At 56.0% G+C, this 16,480-nt stretch carries 17 protein-coding genes and 2 tRNA genes; 2 read left to right on the forward strand and 17 right to left on the reverse strand.

Annotated features, from left to right (window positions below; genetic code table 11):
• The 15 genes from OKC42_RS04405 to ruvA all read right to left on the reverse strand — a co-directional run bounded on the left by OKC42_RS04405 (position 1) and on the right by ruvA (position 11,793).
• A tRNA-Val gene (locus tag OKC42_RS04405) sits at positions 1 to 76 on the reverse strand.
• 31 nt (positions 77 to 107) lie between these two features.
• Positions 108 to 183 (reverse strand) — tRNA-Lys (locus OKC42_RS04410).
• A gap of 174 nt (positions 184 to 357) precedes the next feature.
• Positions 358 to 1,161, reverse strand: a complete 804-nt coding sequence (gene ybgF / locus OKC42_RS04415) for a tol-pal system protein YbgF (RefSeq protein WP_042052426.1) — start codon at positions 1,159 to 1,161, stop codon at positions 358 to 360.
• A gap of 158 nt (positions 1,162 to 1,319) precedes the next feature.
• A complete protein-coding gene (pal, locus tag OKC42_RS04420; protein WP_005304908.1) occupies positions 1,320 to 1,844 on the reverse strand; it encodes a peptidoglycan-associated lipoprotein Pal in 525 nt (174 codons plus the stop codon).
• A 49-nt stretch (positions 1,845 to 1,893) separates the two neighbouring features.
• Positions 1,894 to 3,219, reverse strand: coding sequence for a Tol-Pal system beta propeller repeat protein TolB (gene tolB, locus OKC42_RS04425; protein WP_005335728.1), 1,326 nt, complete (start codon positions 3,217 to 3,219; stop codon positions 1,894 to 1,896).
• A 95-nt stretch (positions 3,220 to 3,314) separates the two neighbouring features.
• Positions 3,315 to 4,448, reverse strand: a complete 1,134-nt coding sequence (gene tolA / locus OKC42_RS04430) for a cell envelope integrity protein TolA (RefSeq protein ID WP_013723471.1) — start codon at positions 4,446 to 4,448, stop codon at positions 3,315 to 3,317.
• Positions 4,449 to 4,453: 5 nt separating this feature from the next.
• Positions 4,454 to 4,900 carry a protein TolR gene (gene tolR, locus OKC42_RS04435; RefSeq protein ID WP_005335733.1) on the reverse strand — a complete coding sequence of 149 codons (447 nt, stop codon included), beginning with the start codon at positions 4,898 to 4,900 and terminating at the stop codon, positions 4,454 to 4,456.
• On the reverse strand, positions 4,900 to 5,589 hold the full coding sequence (gene tolQ, locus OKC42_RS04440) for a protein TolQ (protein WP_005335735.1): 690 nt from the start codon (positions 5,587 to 5,589) through the stop codon (positions 4,900 to 4,902). Before tolQ ends, tolR begins: the two co-directional genes overlap by 1 nt.
• Entirely contained in the window at positions 5,579 to 5,986 is a 408-nt protein-coding gene (ybgC, locus tag OKC42_RS04445; protein ID WP_005335737.1) for a tol-pal system-associated acyl-CoA thioesterase, read from the reverse strand. The genes tolQ and ybgC overlap by 11 nt, the downstream gene beginning before the upstream one ends.
• Before the next feature lie 105 nt (positions 5,987 to 6,091).
• The gene (locus OKC42_RS04450) at positions 6,092 to 6,403 is read right to left on the reverse strand and encodes a cyd operon YbgE family protein (RefSeq protein WP_270819126.1); all 312 of its coding nucleotides are present in this window, start codon (positions 6,401 to 6,403) and stop codon (positions 6,092 to 6,094) included.
• Positions 6,390 to 6,506 carry a cytochrome bd-I oxidase subunit CydX gene (gene cydX / locus OKC42_RS04455; RefSeq protein WP_005304933.1) on the reverse strand — a complete coding sequence of 39 codons (117 nt, stop codon included), beginning with the start codon at positions 6,504 to 6,506 and terminating at the stop codon, positions 6,390 to 6,392. The genes OKC42_RS04450 and cydX overlap by 14 nt, the downstream gene beginning before the upstream one ends.
• Before the next feature lie 14 nt (positions 6,507 to 6,520).
• The gene (gene cydB / locus OKC42_RS04460) at positions 6,521 to 7,657 is read right to left on the reverse strand and encodes a cytochrome d ubiquinol oxidase subunit II (protein ID WP_005335741.1); all 1,137 of its coding nucleotides are present in this window, start codon (positions 7,655 to 7,657) and stop codon (positions 6,521 to 6,523) included.
• Positions 7,658 to 7,668: 11 nt separating this feature from the next.
• On the reverse strand, positions 7,669 to 9,225 hold the full coding sequence (locus tag OKC42_RS04465) for a cytochrome ubiquinol oxidase subunit I (RefSeq protein WP_005335743.1): 1,557 nt from the start codon (positions 9,223 to 9,225) through the stop codon (positions 7,669 to 7,671).
• Positions 9,226 to 10,159: 934 nt separating this feature from the next.
• The gene (gene ruvB, locus OKC42_RS04470) at positions 10,160 to 11,170 is read right to left on the reverse strand and encodes a Holliday junction branch migration DNA helicase RuvB (protein WP_270819127.1); all 1,011 of its coding nucleotides are present in this window, start codon (positions 11,168 to 11,170) and stop codon (positions 10,160 to 10,162) included.
• Between the two features lie 8 nt (positions 11,171 to 11,178).
• A complete protein-coding gene (gene ruvA / locus OKC42_RS04475; RefSeq protein ID WP_005335746.1) occupies positions 11,179 to 11,793 on the reverse strand; it encodes a Holliday junction branch migration protein RuvA in 615 nt (204 codons plus the stop codon).
• 260 nt (positions 11,794 to 12,053) lie between these two features.
• Between ruvA and OKC42_RS04480 the strand changes: the two genes are divergently transcribed.
• Entirely contained in the window at positions 12,054 to 14,063 is a 2,010-nt protein-coding gene (locus OKC42_RS04480; protein WP_270819128.1) for a methyl-accepting chemotaxis protein, read from the forward strand.
• Positions 14,064 to 14,144: 81 nt separating this feature from the next.
• Here the strand turns inward: OKC42_RS04480 and lysE are convergent, their stop codons facing one another.
• The gene (lysE, locus tag OKC42_RS04485) at positions 14,145 to 14,753 is read right to left on the reverse strand and encodes an L-lysine exporter (RefSeq protein WP_236272726.1); all 609 of its coding nucleotides are present in this window, start codon (positions 14,751 to 14,753) and stop codon (positions 14,145 to 14,147) included.
• A 207-nt stretch (positions 14,754 to 14,960) separates the two neighbouring features.
• Positions 14,961 to 15,743 carry a LuxR family transcriptional regulator gene (locus OKC42_RS04490; RefSeq protein ID WP_005335753.1) on the reverse strand — a complete coding sequence of 261 codons (783 nt, stop codon included), beginning with the start codon at positions 15,741 to 15,743 and terminating at the stop codon, positions 14,961 to 14,963.
• 62 nt (positions 15,744 to 15,805) lie between these two features.
• Here OKC42_RS04490 and OKC42_RS04495 point away from each other — a divergent pair, with 62 nt between their 5' ends.
• Entirely contained in the window at positions 15,806 to 16,456 is a 651-nt protein-coding gene (locus OKC42_RS04495; RefSeq protein ID WP_042081537.1) for an acyl-homoserine-lactone synthase, read from the forward strand.
• Positions 16,457 to 16,480: the final 24 nt, after the last annotated feature.

The raw sequence follows: 16,480 nt of genomic DNA on the forward strand, positions 1-16,480 counted from the left end.
TGGTGGTCGTTACTGGGATCGAACCAGTGACCCCCTCCTTGTAAGGGAGGTGCTCTCCCAGCTGAGCTAAACGACCTGGGAATTCTGTCTCCACCGAGTGGAGAAAATGGTGGGTCGTGCTGGATTCGAACCAGCGACCAATTGATTAAAAGTCAACTGCTCTACCGACTGAGCTAACGACCCTCACCACGACCAGTTCCGACTGCATTACTGCTTCGGCTCTGACGGCGGCCTATATTACGGATTTAAATTTCTGGTGCAACAGAAAATTCGTAATTTAAATCCGTTTGCTCACTGTGCGTACAAATGCAGGCTGTTTTTACAGTAGCGTTACGAAAACAGTGACATACAGCAATGTTACAGCTTGGCCAGACTCTGTTTGGCCAACTGGGCCGGCGAAGTGTTGGGATAACCCTTGATCACCTGCTCATAGAAGGATTTGGCTTCCGCCTTCTTGCCATCCAGCTGCGCCAGCATACCCAGCTTCAGCAGCGCATCGGCTCGCTTGGGGGATTTGCTGTATTTGTTGGCCACGGTCGAAAACTGGGCCGAGGCACCGGCTCTGTCACCCTTGTTGAACAGCAACTGGCCGAGCCAGTAGTGTGCATTGGGAACATAGCCCGAATTGGGGTACTGCTTGATGAAGCCCTGGAAAGCCGGAATGGCTTTGTCGTAGTTCTTCTCTTTGAGCACCATGTTGACCGCTGCGTCGTAGGCCTGATTCTCATCCTGATTGGTTGAGTAATTGGCCGCAGCAGCCGGTGTAGCGGCAGCAGCAGGGGCCGCGGCGGCCGGTGCAGCCTGCTGGCTGCTGGCAACCTTGTCGAGCTCCTGATAGAGCTGACGCTGGCGCTCTTGCGACTGTTCCATCTGGTAGGTCTGCTGCTCCAGCTGACCACGCAGCTCGGAAACCTCCCCTTGCAGGGAGTCGACCTGTTGCTGCAATTCAGCTTGCAGTCGCAGACGGGCATTGAGGGTGCGCTCCAGCAGGGCAACCCGATCTTCCAGGCTACCGGTGGGCACGATGGCGCCGTTGTTGCCACTAAGGACAACGCCACCACCCGAGTCACCGCCCAGATCGCTGACCGGTGCTGCAGCTTGCGCATTCAGAGCAACCATTACGGCCAGCGCAACGACAGCTTGCTTGTACACAGATTTCATTCGGATCAAACCTTAGCGTTTAGTACAGATAAAACGGCCAGCGCCATCGTCGCTCGCATATGCAGATTTCATTCGGATCAAACCTTGGCGTTTAGTGCAAATAAAACGGCCATCGAAATGGCCGCTTGCATATAAACGAACTTCGTTCGGTTTAAACCTTAGTAAACCAGAACCGCGCGGCGGTTTTTGGCAAAGGCATCCTCGGTGTGGGACATGTCCAGCGGCTTCTCTTCGCCATAGCTGACGATGGAGAGCTGCTCGGCCTGCACACCCAGGGTTTGCAGATACTTGGCAACAGCCTTGGCACGACGCTCGCCCAGGGCGATGTTGTACTCCGGAGTACCGCGCTCATCGGCGTGACCTTCGATCAGGACTTTCACGCTCGGGCGCTCGCGCAGGTAGCTGGCGTGGGCATCCAGCAGATCAGCGTACTGACCCTGGATATCGTAACCGTCGAACGGGAAGTAGATCACGTTGTCACGCTGCAGTGCTTCGAACTTCTGACGCATCTGCTCTTCCGGGGACAACATGCCGTTGGCGCCGCCGGTTTGTACACCGCCCATGCCGTCGGTCATACCTGATTCAGCGCCAGCGGCGTCGGAATCAGAAGAAGAACTACAAGCGGCCAGGGTGAACAGTGGCAGTGCGATGGCCAAACCCTTGAGCAGTTTATTGAGTTGCATGCTATTTCCTTAAACCTTTATAACAAAACAAAAAACAATTGGATTTTTATCAATTCAAGAAGGGCGACCAAGCTGGTGCACGAATTTCACCGCTACTGGTCGGAAGCACAGCCTTGAAGCGACCATCAGTCGACACCAACGCGAGACTCTTACGACCCTGATAGATGGTGGCATAAATGATCATGCTGCCATTGGGAGCCACACTTGGCGACTCATCCAGAGCGCTCTGGGTAAGGACCAACAGGGCATTGTTTTCCATGTCCTGACGGGCAATACGATACTGTCCCTGAACACGGGTCACCATCACCATGATTTTGCCATCAGGAGTGATGGATGCCCCCTGGTTGGATTCACCTTCCCAAGTCATCCGGCGAGTCATACCAGTCGCCAAATTTACGCTATAAATCTGGGGTTTGCCACCACGTTCAGAGGTGAACAACAAATTTTGCCCATCCGGCATCCAGGAGGGTTCGGTGTCGATCACACGACTGGTTGTAACCCGGGTCAGCTGCTTGCTAGCGACATCAACCACATAGAGGTTCGGTGAACCATCTTTGGAGAGAACGATAGCCAGACGACGACCATCCGGAGACCACTCCGGCGCCCCGTTGATACCGCGGAAACTGGTGATCAGACTGCGCTGCTGGGTGTAGATATCCTGCACGTAGATTTCGGACTTCTGGTTCTCGAAGCTCACGTAAGCCAGCTTGCTGCCATCCGGCGACCAGGCTGGAGACATCAACGGCTCGCGGGAGCGCAGCAGGGTCTTCTCGTTGTAACCGTCGTAATCAGAAATACGCAGCTGGTAAGGGAACTGGGTACCCTGCTGTACGGAGACGTAAGCCAGACGGGTCAGGAAGGCACCGCGCTCGCCAGTCAGACGCTCATAGACGATGTCGGAGATACGGTGGGCAAACTGGCGCATCTGGGCACCCGGGATGGTCGCCATACGGCTATCCAGGATGTAACCGTTGCTCTCGCCACCTTGTGCCTTGGCCAGCTGGCCTTTCAGCACATCGACCAGCTCGAAGTTGACCTTGTAGGTGCCGTCACCGACTGCCGAAATGGAACCCACCACCACGGCTTCAACCCCTTGGGAGGCCCAGGGAGCGAAGTTGATCTCGCTGCTGCTGCTCGGGGTTTGCGGCATCTGGCCACGGGCCAGCGGCTTGAACTTGCCGCTGCGCATCAGGTCGTTGGAGACCACTTCCGCGATGTCCTGCGGCAACTGCCCGTTACCTTCCCACTTGAAGGGGGCGACAGCGATGGGGCGTGCGCTATCAATACCGCCGGTGATGACGATGTCCAGGGCCGCCTGGGCACTCTGGCCCAGCAACAAACAGCCAACCAAAGCAAAAAATACTTTTCTGATCATGGCTTAAATACTCGGTTCCAATATAGATGAGAGGTTAAATTCCTTTCTCGGCGAGAGGTTGCCAACCGGAGGCAAGCAACCTCGTTTTATCACGCTTAGATACTCGGTTCTAACTTCAGGTTAAATTCCTTCAACATCTCGAATGCCGCAGGATCCTTGGGCACAGGCAGTTGATTGGCTTTCAGAACAGCCGCCTTACCGGAACGACAGACCGCCGGGTCACCCTGGCCGTTATCTACCGATATGACAAAGCCACTGCTCGCAAGACGTACGCCGATAGTACATGTTTTGCCCCGCATGGTGGGATCCAAAATCATATACCGCTCAACAGTGGCCTTGATGAGCGCCGCATATTTGTCGACTTCGCCCTGGGCTGCTGCCGATGCCGCCTGACTGCGAGCATTGGCCTCAGCCGACAGCTGCTGCTGCATCATCTCTTCCATCTCTTTTTGCAGCTTGGCCTGCTCGGCCGCTTTACGCTTGCGCTCAGCCGCGATCTTGGCCTGCTTTTCGGCCTCTGCCTTGGCTTTCTTCTCTGCGTCAGCTTTTGCCTTTTTCTCAGCCTCTTCCTTGGCCTTCTTCTCGGCCTCGGCTTTGGCTTTTTTCTCTGCTTCTGCCTTGGCTTTCTTCTCGGCTTCGGCTTTGGCCTTCTTGTCAGCTTCCGCTTTCTTGGCCTTGGCTTCTGCCGCCTTTGCCTTCTCTTCGGCCTCTTTCTTCTCTTGTTCCTTTTTCTTCTTCAGCGCCAACGCCTTGCTTTCGGCTTCCGCCGCTTTACGCTCGGCTTCAGCCTTCTTGGCCTTCTGTTCTTCCAGCTTGCGGGCTTCCTCGGCTTTTTGGGCCTTCTCTTCCGCCTGCTTCTGCTCGGCAACCTTCTTCTGCTTCTCGGCCTCGGCCTTGCGAGTCGCCTCTTCGGCCTGCTTGCGCTTGGTCTCGGCGATGCGAAGCTGCTCCTGTTTCTGAGCCAGCTCGCGCTTGGCGAGATCCGTGTCTTCCTTATCCTTCTCTTTCTCTACCTTTTGAGGCTTGGGCTGAGATTTCTGCTGCTGGATCTGCTTGGCCTGTTCGTTGAGGAAGTTCTCATCGAGCATGACGGCATTGACGATCTGCCCCTTCGATTCGGGTCGTTTCGGTTTGCTGAAATCGAGCCCGACAAACAGGATGATGCCGATGATCAGGTGCAGCAGAAACGACGCGATGAGATAACCGGAAATACCACGCTTCACATCCATCTCCGTTAGTTCACCGGATCTGTCATCAGGCCAACCTGAGGCACACCCGCATTCTTGAGGGCCACCATCAACAGGATCACCTCTTCGTAGCGCACGGCCTTGTCACCCGCGACCACCACGGGGGCATTCTGGTTGATCGCCAGATAGCCCATGGCTTTTTCGGTGATGTATTGCTGCATCGCCTCTGGCGTGCCGCTTGGCACCGGCTCGTCATCGGCTTCGCCAGCCTTGATGACATACTCGCCTTCGGTATTGACGCTGACGATGAAGGGTGGCTTGGCATCTTCCGGCAACTGCTCGGACTCAGCCTGTGGCAGATCCACCTTGACCCCTTGCGTGATCACCGGCGTGACCGCCATAAAGATGATAAGCAGCACCAGCATGACGTCGATATAGGGAACCACGTTGATCTCGGCCACCTTCTTGCGCCGGATCCGCTGATAGGTTTGCATTACTGATCACCCTGCTGCTGTGCAATTTGACGGTTCAGAATGGTGGTGAACTCGTCCATGAAGTTGGCGTAGGCGTTCTCCAGCCGCTCTACCTTGTTGGAGAAACGGTTGTAGAAGATAACCGCCGGGATAGCGGCAAACAGACCCATGGCGGTAGCGATCAGCGCTTCCGCGATACCCGGTGCCACCATCTGCAGGGTGGCCTGCTGCACCTGACCCAGGGCGATAAAGGCGTTCATGATCCCCCATACGGTACCAAACAGACCGATATAGGGGCTGATGGAACCGATTGTCGCCAGCACCGGCAGGTTGGATTCCAGATCATCCACCGCGCGGGAGAGGGAGACGCGCATGGCGCGGTAGGTACCATCCATCACCGCATCCTGACCACGGGCACCGGCCTTGAGCAAGCGGGCATACTCCTTGAAGCCGGAGTAGAAGATATCTTCCATGCCTTCGATATCATCGCGGCGGGAAGAGGACTCCTGATAGAGGCGATTGAGATCGACCCCTGACCAGAAGCGATCTTCAAACTGTTCCGATGCGAGATTGGCCGCCTTGATCGCCTTTGAACGCTGGATAATCAGCGCCCACGAGACAATAGACATGCTCATCAGGGTCATCATGACCAGTTTTACCAACAGGCTGGCTTGCCAAAACAGGCCAATAAACGAAATTTCAGCGTGCACTTAACAGCACTCCCTTGATTTTTTCAGGTATAGCTACAGGTTTCATTTGCGGATGACTGACACAGGCTATCTGTACCATGGCCTGGGTGATCAGTCGTCCATCAGCCGCCAGGATCTGCTGCGAAAAGCGCAGGGATGCGCGTTTCACTTCAATCACTTGCGTTAATACATTCAATAGTTCATTAAAACGGGCCGCCGAGCGGAAATCGATCTCAGTTCGGCTCACCACGAAGGCATATCCCTCCTGCAGCCAGACGTCCTGTTCGACCCCTTTGGCACGAAGAAACTCGGTGCGAGCACGTTCCATAAACTTGAGATAATTGGCGTTGTAGACGATGCCCCCGGCGTCGGTATCTTCGTAGTAGACACGCACCGGAAACTCAAAGACTTCCCCCATAACAATCTGTGATCCATTCGACAGTCAGATGGGGGGCTATCATAGCGCAGGGCTGAATAGGAAAGAAGCAGGGGGAGACAGGGAAATCCTGCCTCCCCCCTTTTTTTATGAAAGGAAATATGAATGTGTCAGCCAGAGGCCATACAACAAACTGGGCCAGGCGAGCCAGGGGTTGAACAGCACACGTCCGGGCAGGCTTTTCAGATGAAAGCCAAGCCCGTTAAGTACGCCACAACAGACGGCCCACATCAGCCAGGGAGCAAGCCAGAGACCATGCTCGCTGGTGTTGGCCGCGATCAGATTGGGGGCCTGTAAAATAGCGACGGCCAACAAGGCCGCCGCGAGTAACATCAACCCCTGCCACGGCTGCCGCTCCAGTGGAGCGGCCTGCCTGGCGAGTCGATCACTTGTTTTCATCGATCTGACGATCCATGTTCTCGGTGTGTTCCAGCCACAGCGCATTGATGATGCCAAATGCACAGGCCAGCAACAGTCCCAGGATCCAGGTGAAATACCACATTGTCAGCGCACCTCTTAATAGAGAGATTGTTGGTTATCTTCGATGTGCTTGTTGGTTACCCGGCCAAACATCTTGATGTAAGTCCAGATGGTGTAACCCAGCACAATCGGTACGAAGATCGCTGCGGCCACAGTCATCACCTGCAAGGTGTTGAAAGAGGCGGTAGCATCCCACATGGTCAGGCTCAGTGACGGCTCAAGGCTTGAGGGCATCACGAACGGGAACATGGAGAAACCGGCAGTGAGGATGACCCCGGCAATCGCCAGCGAAGAGCTGGTAAACGCCAACCAGCCGATGTTCATGCGGGCAAACAGCGCAGTCAGCAGGCTCATGGCCAGGCCCAGTACAGGGGCAGCCACCATCCACGGATAGAGGGTGTAGTTGTTCATCCAGGCACCAGCCTGCAGGACAACTTCCTTGTTCATCGGGTTGGATACCGCGTCAGTCGCAGCAGCCTTGACGATGACATACCCTTCCATACCGCTTACCCACCAACCTGCGGCAGCAAACAGCACCAGGGTCAGCAGTGAGCAGATCATGGCGGCAGTGCGGGAACGCGCCAGCACTTCACCGTCGGTCTTCATCATCAACCAGGTTGCGCCCTGAGTGAGCAGCATGAACAGACTCACCAGACCAGCCAGAATGCCGAACGGGTTAAGCAGGCCAAAGAAGTTGCCGTGATAGGTCAACATCATGAACTGGTTAAACTCGAACGGAACACCTTGCAGCAGGTTGCCAAAGGCCACACCAAAGACGATGGGCGGTACGGCGCTACCGGCGAACAAGGCCCAGTCCCAGTTACTGCGCCATTTGGCATCAGCACGCAGGGAGCGGTACTTGAAACCGACCGGACGCAGGAACAGCGCCATCAGCGTCAGGATCATGGCGATGTAGAAGCCGGAGAAGGTCGCGGCATACACCATCGGCCAGGCGGCGAACAAGGCACCACCGGCAGTGACCAGCCAAACCTGGTTACCTTCCCAGTGCGGTCCCATGGTGTTGAGCATCACGCGGCGCTCGACATCTTTCTTGCCAACGAACGGGAGCAGTGCGCCTACCCCCATGTCGAAGCCGTCAGTGATGGCAAAACCGATCAGCAGTACGCCGACCAGAGCCCACCAGATGACACGCAGAGTTTCGTAATCAAACATGGTCGCTCTCCTTATGCCTTGATCTGTTCAAAGTGATACTTGCCAGTCTTCAGGCTGCTGGGGCCAAGACGGGCATACTTGAACATCAGGTACATCTCGATAACCAGAAGTACGGTATAGAACAGGCAGATACCGATCAGAGAGAACCAGATCTCGGCTGCCGGCAGGTTGGATGCAGAGAGGGAAGTCGGCAACACCTCTGCAATAGTCCACGGTTGGCGACCATACTCAGCGACAAACCAGCCAGCTTCAATAGCGATCCACGGCAGCGGGATACCCCACAGCAGACCCTTGAGCAGCCACTTGCGCTTGCCGATCTGGTGACGGGCACTGTCATAGAAGGCCATACCAATCAGCACCAGCATCAGCATGCCGACGGCAACCATGATGCGGAAGGCGAAGAACAGCGGCAGTACCTGCGGGATGGAGTCATCCACTGCGGCCTTGATCTGCTCGTCGGTAGCATCGGTCACGTTGCTGGTGTAGCGCTTGAGCAGCAGACCGTAGCCCAGATCCTGTTTCACTTCGTCGAAGCGAGCGCGGGTCTCGTCAGACTTGTCACCGGATTGCAGCTTGGTCAACAGGTCGTAAGCGGTCATACCGTTACGAACGCGCAGTTCGTGCTCGCTCTTCAGATCTTTAAGACCGGTGACCTGACCGTCCAGAGAACGGGTCGCAATAATGCCCAGCGCATAGGGGATCTTGATGGCGTAGTCGGTGCGCATCTCTTCCTGATTCGGAATACCGAACAGGGTAAAGGCGGCCGGAGCAGGTTCAGTCTCCCACTCAGCTTCGATAGCGGCCAGTTTCACCTTCTGCACTTCACCGGTCTCGTAACCGGATTCATCACCGAGGATCAGAACGGACACGATGGAAGCCATACCGAACGCAGCGGCAATGGCGAAGGAGCGACGGGCGAACGCCACATCACGATTTTTCAGCAGGTAGTAGGAGGAGATACCCAGCACAAACATGGCGCCACAGGTATAACCAGCCGCCACAGTGTGGACGAACTTGACCTGAGCAACCGGGTTGAGCACCACGTCAGCGAAGCTCATCATCTCCATCCGCATGGATTCGAAGTTGAACTCTGCACCGACCGGGTTCTGCATCCAGCCGTTGGCGACCAGGATCCAGAGGGCGGAGAGGTTGGTACCCAGCGCCATCAACCAGGTGGCAGCCAGATGCTGATGCTTGCTCAGACGATCCCAACCAAAGAAGAACATACCGACGAAGGTGGACTCCAAGAAGAAGGCCATCAGCCCTTCGATAGCCAGCGGGGCCCCGAAGATATCGCCGACATAATGGGAGTAGTAAGCCCAGTTCGTCCCGAATTGGAACTCCATGGCCAGACCTGTGGTGACCCCCAAGGCAAAGTTGATACCAAACAACTTACCCCAGAATTTGGTCATGTCCCGGTAGATGGTGTTGTTGGTCATCACATAGACGGATTCCATGATCGCCAGGAGAAAGGCCATTCCCAGCGTCAGGGGTACAAACAAAAAGTGATAAAGGGCCGTCGCAGCGAACTGGAACCGCGATAGGTCTACCACATGCTCAGCAATCATGATGTTTCCTCACCGATTATTGGCACGGCTATTTTAAGTTTTAAGCACAAAGCTTCCGTTGGAGGTTATCGAATGAGCCTTATTGGGACGTGTCACAACAAAACGCGTTCAGTAACCACTGGCATTAACAACAAGGCAATACGAGAACACAAATAAAGCTAATGTTTAACAATTCCAAAACAATCAGCCTAAATTTATTCTCGCCCATGATGACCGGGTTTTTATATCACCTTTATTTGATTGAAATCAATGTAAAAGGACCCGCCATACATGGCTTTGAAAGGCATTTTTAATCTATTTCACGATTATTGACGCGAGCCAGATCACAAAACACGATAAAGCGTAAAACATTGATTTAAATCAATTTAAGAATTTAACATCCCGCCACTCGGTTTAATTTGAAAAGCGTGAATGACGCGCCTTTTTCCATGTTATCCGAGTCAGGCAATCTGATTCGAAAACTCAATTTAAAATTGCAAAGAATGCATACTCATGCGAACCAATTTCATCAACAAAGACATTAGATAAACTAATTTGAAGAGTGCAATTTTTCTTGTTTGCCGGGGTCGATTCGAACTCCTACAATGCGCCTCGCAGTGAGGGCATACCCTTGGATACAGGCCGGTTAATCCGGGTTCACGGTACGTATTCAACGATCAATTTGAACCTGTCTATTGGAATCGAAGATGAAAAAGTTTGTTGCTAAAACCATCCGTTACTACAAGCTTTCCTTTGTTCAGCTCTATCAACTGAACCGACTCTGAGAGCTCGCGACGGCTCACCTGTTTATTTTCCGGTCTGTGTCCAGACGCACTCACTGTCTGTGAACATCCATCCTGAATTGTCTTTGCCCACCGCATCCGCCGTGGGCTTTTTTTTGCCCGGATAATAAAAAACCGCCTTTGACGGCGGTTTCATGTTCAAACGACTGTTTTTACTTCTCATCTGGTCGCTGAAGACCGAAATGAGCGTAGGCTCGTGTGGTCGCAATCCGTCCTCTGGGAGTACGTTGCAGATACCCTTGCTGGATCAGATAAGGCTCCAACACATCTTCGATAGTATCTTTCTCTTCCCCGACCGCGGCGGCCAGATTATCGAGACCCACCGGGCCCCCCATAAACTTGTCTATCACAGCCAACAATAACTTGCGGTCCATGAAGTCAAAACCTTCGTTATCGACATCCAGCATGTCCATGGCGCGGGCAGCAATGGGGCCGTCGATCCGGCCATCGGATTTCACCTGGGCAAAGTCGCGCACCCGCCTTAACAAACGGTTAGCAATCCGCGGCGTGCCGCGAGAGCGACGGGCGACCTCAATGGCACCATCTTCCGTCATGTCTAGCCCCAGACAACGGGCACTGCGGGAGACGATATCGGTCAGGTCCTTGACGTTGTAGAACTCCAGCCGCTGGACGATACCAAAGCGATCCCGCAGCGGGCTGGTGAGTGAACCGGCCCGGGTGGTGGCGCCAATCAGGGTAAAGGGAGGCAGATCCAGCTTGATGGAGCGAGCTGCGGGTCCCTCCCCGATCATGATGTCGAGCTGGTAATCCTCCATCGCTGGATAGAGCACCTCCTCCACCACCGGGCTGAGACGATGGATCTCGTCGATGAACAGCACATCGTTCGGTTCGAGGTTGGTGAGCAGCGCCGCCAGATCCCCCGCTTTCTCCAGCACCGGGCCGGAGGTAGTCTTGATATTGACCCCCATCTCGTTAGCGACGATGTTGGCGAGGGTAGTCTTGCCCAGACCCGGCGGGCCGAAGATCAGCAGGTGATCGAGCGCCTCTCCCCGCTGACGGGCCGCTTCGATAAAGATCTCCATCTGTTCGCAGACGGTATCCTGGCCGGTGTAGTCAGCCAGCTTCTTGGGACGAATAGCCCGGTCAATAATGTCATCCTCACGGGCGGCACTGGCCGAGATGAGGCGGTCTGCTTCAATCATCAACTACCTCATACCAGGCTACGCAGGGATTCACGGATGATATCTTCCACCGACATCCCCTCTTTGGCAATCTTGCTGACAATCTGACTCGCCTGCTGCGGCTTGTAACCGAGGGCCACCAGCGCACTGGCCGCCTCCTCGGTCACATCAGGTGCCCGCAATTCGGGCTCACTGGCTGGCAAGGTGACCATGGCCGGGGAGAAGAGGTCGTGACTGACCCACCCTTTGAGGCGATCCTTCATCTCCACCACCAGACGCTCGGCGGTCTTCTTGCCGACTCCCGGCAGTTTGACCAAAGAGCTTATCTCTTCACGTTCGACACTCAGCACAAACTGGGTAGCTGTCATGCCGGAGAGAATAGCCAGCGCCAGCTTGGGGCCGACTCCGTTGGTCTTGATCAGCTCGCGGAACAGCGCCCGCTCCTGTTTGTGGTTAAAACCATAGAGCAGCTGGGCATCTTCCCGCACCACGAAGTGAGTATGGATGGTCGCTTCCTTGCCGATCTCCGGCAAATCATAGAAGCAGCTCATCGGCATCTGCACCTCATAGCCAACCCCGCCCACTTCCAGCAGGACCTCGGGGGGCTGCTTTTCAATGACAATGCCTCTCAAGCGACCAATCACGGCTCTCTCCTCACCAATACAACTATTCGTAAATTGGCTCATAGCATAAAGAATAACTGGATAAGTATCCAGCATAGGGCAGCAACACCCTTGTGGTCAGAGAGGCTTTTTATCCCATTTTCCACCATGCTTGATCGGGTGCAGCCAGTGCACGGGATGTTTCAGCGCCGCACCAGCCCCCGGACGGGGGATAAACCACTACACTAAACCCGTTCGGAACCGAAACTGGTGCCAATGTCGATACCAAGGAAGGCCATCACATGAAAATTGTTACCACCTCCAATCTGGGTCTTGCCATATTGCTCGGCTGTACGCTGGGCATGGGGGTCGTTGGCTGGTATGGCAGCCAGCGGCTAGCCAATCTGCTCTCCTACGTACTGGGCGCCGCCTGGCAGACCGCCGACGGAGCCATGGAGGGCTCCATAGAGCTGGGCAACCAACAGCTACAGATTCAGAAGATGCAAAACGGAACCCCGCTCGATCGCGCCGAACTCGATGCAGCCAAGGCGGCGACCGATGATGCGCTGGCCAGGGTCAGCCAGGGGCAGCTCATTGATGGTGCAGCCCTTGCCACCATGGAACAGCACAAGCAGGACTATCAACAGCAACAAGAGAAGCTGCTGGCGCTCTATCACGCGTATACAGAGGTAGATCAGGCACTGCATCATAACGCCGATCTGATGGCCCGCCTCTCGACCCAGCTGGAGGTGATCGGCGACGGCGCGGTCGAGGCGCTGACCCAATCCCCCGACCAGACCATCAGCTGGAACAGCGGCCTCTCCACTCGCTGGGAAGCGGCCGATGGGGGGATGGAGTCCAACATAGGCTTTTTGCGCCAGCTCTATGCGCTGGAAAAGATGCGCAGACAAGGAGTCACAGAGGCGATCAAGGCCGAGCTGAAAGAGGCGACCGATTTCTACCACGAAGCGGTCGACAGCATGCTCGGCACCGGGCTGTTCGATATCGAGGGAACCGGCGAATTTGCCGGCAAGACACTGTCGGCAGAGTATCGCGCCCTGTTGGCCCGGCATCAGCAACTGATGGGACAGTGGGTCGATGCGCTCGGCAGCTATCAGGCCCAGCAGTCCGCCTATGAGGTCAGTGCCGATGAGCTGCGACAACAGCTGGTTGCCATCGAGGAGAGCGGCGATGCCACCGTCGAGGATCAGGTGGCCCAGCTCAACGGCATCATCAGCCAGACCCGAACCCTGCTGCTGGGTGGCCTGTTGCTGAGCCTGATCATGGTCACCCTCTGCGGCTTCTGGCTGACCCGCAAACTGGTAACCCCACTGCTGCAAGTAGACAAACGAATGCAGGATATCGCCGCCGGCGAGGGAGACCTCAACGCCCGCATCAACCTGCAACGTGATGATGAGATAGGCTCGCTGGCAAACAGCGTGGATCGTTTCATCGAGAAACTGCAGAAGATGATCAGCTCCACCATGGACAACAACCAGCACATCAGCGAACACGTTCACACCTCGGTCAACCGGGTGGAGGCAATCAGCCAAAGCAGCCGCCAGACCGCCGAACATGCGCTGGCCCTGCACCACGACAGTGAACAGATGGTGCAAGTCGCCACCGGTATCTCGGACAACTGCAGCATGGCGGCCCACAATGCCAACGAGGTGCGCCAGCTGACCACCGAGAGCAGCCAGTATGTCGCCTCCGCCAGCGCGGGCATGCAGCGGGTGGTACAGGAGGTGAGCGAGTGTGCCATCGCCATCAACTCCCTCAAGGAGCAGGCGGGTCAGATTGGCCAGATCATCTCCACCATCAGCGGCATCTCGGAACAGACCAACCTTCTGGCCCTCAATGCGGCCATCGAAGCGGCCCGCGCGGGGGAGATGGGACGTGGCTTTGCGGTGGTTGCGGACGAGGTGCGCACCCTGGCCAATCGCACCGCGACATCAAGCGCCGAAATTAGCCAGGTGATCAGCAGCATCCAGCAGCAGACCGAGACCGCCTACCTGATGATGCAGCGCAACCTCAAGACGGTGGAGGCCGGCATGCAGGACTCCGAGAACACCAAGCAGATCCTGTTCAAGGTGGAAGGCGCCATCGACCAGCTGGCCGACATGGTGCAGCAGGTGGCCGTGGCTACCGGGCAACTGTCACACACCCTGAGCCACTCCTCTGACAAGGTCTCCGGCATCAGTCTGCAAGCCAGAACCGGCGAACAGGAGGCGCAGGAGTGTCTGCAACTCGCCTCCTCACTCCATCAGGCCAGCCTGCTGCAGCAGCGCCTACTCTCCCAGTTCAGGGTCTGACCCCTTTCAATAGCAAAGATGCCACTCATATGAGTGGCATCTTTTTGTTACCGGTCGCTCATTCCTGCCGCCTTAACTTCCTCAACCTGCTATGGCCAGTTGAATAGCCAGGCTCAGCATGATGATGCCAACCAGCAGATCGATCCCCTGCTGCACCCGGCTGCGGGCCAACCAGGGCGCCAGCGCCGCGGCCCCCAGCGCCAGCGAGTAGAACCACACCAGCGAGGCTAGCATGGCCCCTGCAGCAAAGGCCGGACGCAGGGACTCACTCACCTGACTGCCAAGGGAGCCGAGCAACATCAAAGTATCGAGATAGACGTGAGGGTTGAGCAGCGTAACTCCCAGCGTCATCGCCAGCACGCTTTTGGCACCCATCTGCTGAGCAGAATCGGCAAGTCCCTCCCCTTTACCGCGCCAGGCACTGAGCAGGGAACGGCCACCAAACCAGCCGAGAAACAGCACACCACCCCAGGTGAGCAGCGCCATGCCGAGGGGGCTGGCGGCCAGCACATTGGCTCCGCCAAATACACCTATGGCAATCAGGATGAGATCGCAGAAACTGCAGAGCGTGGCCGTCAGCAGATGGTGATTGCGATGGATGCCCCGACTCAGCACAAAGGCATTCTGGGCGCCGATGGGGATGATCATGGCCAGACCGATGGTGAAGCCTTGCAGTGTCGTTGCGAGCATCATGGAGAGCACCGTTCGAAATGATGAATGAGCGGCACTATAGCGATGGTAGTTCCTTCTTAGAAATTCATTGATTTACTGATTGATTCATTTTGCTAATAAAAACCGGCATACCCAGCCGCTGTTCCAGCCCTTGTCAATTACCGGATCTGACAATTGTGACCCTCAGAGTGCGGCAGGAGAATCTGTTGCGCCTGTGGGCTCAGCCTACTGCAGCAATCTGGGGAAGTTGGTAACCACAACTTGCTCCAGATTGGGTAGCAACAGCCCCGTACTAACCCCTTTGGCAATGGCCTGATAGCGGTTCATGGAGCCGGTTTTGCGGGTGACCTGATTGAGATGGTAATTGACCGTGCGCTCCGTGATCCCGAGGATGCAGGCGATCTCGCTAGAGGTCTTCCCTTCGCTGGCCCAGAACAGGCACTCGGTCTCGCGCTCGGTCAAGGGGTCTTTACCCGCACTGTCCATCATGCTGAAACGCACCACCCGAATGGCCGCCTCGAAGATGTAATTGGACATCCAGGAGAGGATCGGCGAGGACTCCAGCAGCAGGTCGCTCGAGGCCCGCTCGGAGGTGATGAAGGAGAGAATACCGTTCTCCCCGGCAGCACCGTGCAGAGGGAAGGAGATGCCGTTACGCAACCCGAACTCGGCTGCCAACCCCATCACGTCCATGGTTCCCTCCTGCAGAAAACTGGCCCGCTCATCGAGGCGGTTCCAGTAAATGGGAAGCGTCTGCTTGCGTGCCAGCCGGATCACCGGATCGCACGCCAGCATGTTGTTTTCGGTATAGGCCTGCACCCAGGAATCGGGGCACTGGTTGAACAGCACCACCTTGGGCCTTTGCATCGACATCGGCAGGATCAGGGCGAAGCGATAGTAGTCATAGCCCATCCCGAGCGTAAAGCGACCGATCAGTTCGGCCAGACGATTACCGTCCGTCACCGAAGTGAAATGTTCGAGGTACTCAAGCAGTTGGTCTCTGTTCATATGAAAGCCCCCTTGGCCAGACATGTGATTATAACGGCGAATAGCAAGATAGAGGGTCCATAATGTTGGTTTTTAAAGGAAAATTGAGAGAACATCCACGAAACGAGGTGGAGAATGAACTCTATCGCTTTCGAAATCGCGTCTTTTCCGACCGGCTAGGCTGGGATGTCGAGTCTCATCGGGGCCTGGAGCGTGACAGCTTCGACACGCCAGACACCCATTGGGTTCTGATCGAGGACGAACAAGGGCTGTGTGGCTGTATTCGTCTGCTCAACTGTGCCGATGCCTATATGCTGCCCACCATCTTCCCCACCGCCCTTGCCGGTGAAAGCGCGCCACGCACCCCCGATGTCTGGGAACTCACCCGTCTGGCTATCGATGCCCAGCGCGCACCGCGCATGAGCAATGGCGTCAGCGAACTCACTTGTGTCATCTTCCGCGAGGTCTATGCCTTCGCCCATGCCCACGGGATCCGGGAGCTGGTCGCCGTCGTCAGCCTGCCGGTGGAGCGCATCTTCCGCCGACTTGGCCTGCCCATCGAGCGGCTCGGTCATCGGCAGGCGGTCGATCTGGGTGCGGTAAGGGGCGTTGGCATCCGCTTCCATCTGGATGAGCGCTTCGCGCAGGCGGTCTCCCAACCTCTGCTGGGCCATTATCAAACCAGCCATTATCCACTGCAGCAACCGTCACCGGTGTTGGCAGTTCACTCATAAAAAATCCCGGGAAAACAGACCCGG

Origin of the sequence: Aeromonas sp. Y311-2 (genome assembly GCF_027706025.1) — a bacterium.
Lineage (GTDB): Bacteria > Pseudomonadota > Gammaproteobacteria > Enterobacterales > Aeromonadaceae > Aeromonas > Aeromonas veronii.

Excerpts from the sequence above, each read along its gene's own strand:
- OKC42_RS04495 (WP_042081537.1), top strand. The coding sequence starts at position 15,806 with ATGTTGGTTTTTAAAGGAAAATTGAGAGAACATCCACGAAACGAGGTG.
- OKC42_RS04465 (WP_005335743.1), bottom strand. The coding sequence starts at position 9,225 with ATGATTGCTGAGCATGTGGTAGACCTATCGCGGTTCCAGTTCGCTGCG.
- cydX (WP_005304933.1), bottom strand. The coding sequence starts at position 6,506 with ATGTGGTATTTCACCTGGATCCTGGGACTGTTGCTGGCCTGTGCATTT.
- OKC42_RS04450 (WP_270819126.1), bottom strand. The coding sequence starts at position 6,403 with ATGAAAACAAGTGATCGACTCGCCAGGCAGGCCGCTCCACTGGAGCGG.
- cydB (WP_005335741.1), bottom strand. The coding sequence starts at position 7,657 with ATGTTTGATTACGAAACTCTGCGTGTCATCTGGTGGGCTCTGGTCGGC.
- tolB (WP_005335728.1), bottom strand. The coding sequence starts at position 3,219 with ATGATCAGAAAAGTATTTTTTGCTTTGGTTGGCTGTTTGTTGCTGGGC.
- OKC42_RS04480 (WP_270819128.1), top strand. The coding sequence starts at position 12,054 with ATGAAAATTGTTACCACCTCCAATCTGGGTCTTGCCATATTGCTCGGC.
- tolA (WP_013723471.1), bottom strand. The coding sequence starts at position 4,448 with ATGGATGTGAAGCGTGGTATTTCCGGTTATCTCATCGCGTCGTTTCTG.
- ruvB (WP_270819127.1), bottom strand. The coding sequence starts at position 11,170 with ATGATTGAAGCAGACCGCCTCATCTCGGCCAGTGCCGCCCGTGAGGAT.
- OKC42_RS04490 (WP_005335753.1), bottom strand. The coding sequence starts at position 15,743 with ATGAACAGAGACCAACTGCTTGAGTACCTCGAACATTTCACTTCGGTG.
- lysE (WP_236272726.1), bottom strand. The coding sequence starts at position 14,753 with ATGCTCGCAACGACACTGCAAGGCTTCACCATCGGTCTGGCCATGATC.
- tolR (WP_005335733.1), bottom strand. The coding sequence starts at position 4,900 with ATGCAAACCTATCAGCGGATCCGGCGCAAGAAGGTGGCCGAGATCAAC.
- ybgC (WP_005335737.1), bottom strand. The coding sequence starts at position 5,986 with ATGGGGGAAGTCTTTGAGTTTCCGGTGCGTGTCTACTACGAAGATACC.
- pal (WP_005304908.1), bottom strand. The coding sequence starts at position 1,844 with ATGCAACTCAATAAACTGCTCAAGGGTTTGGCCATCGCACTGCCACTG.
- ybgF (WP_042052426.1), bottom strand. The coding sequence starts at position 1,161 with ATGAAATCTGTGTACAAGCAAGCTGTCGTTGCGCTGGCCGTAATGGTT.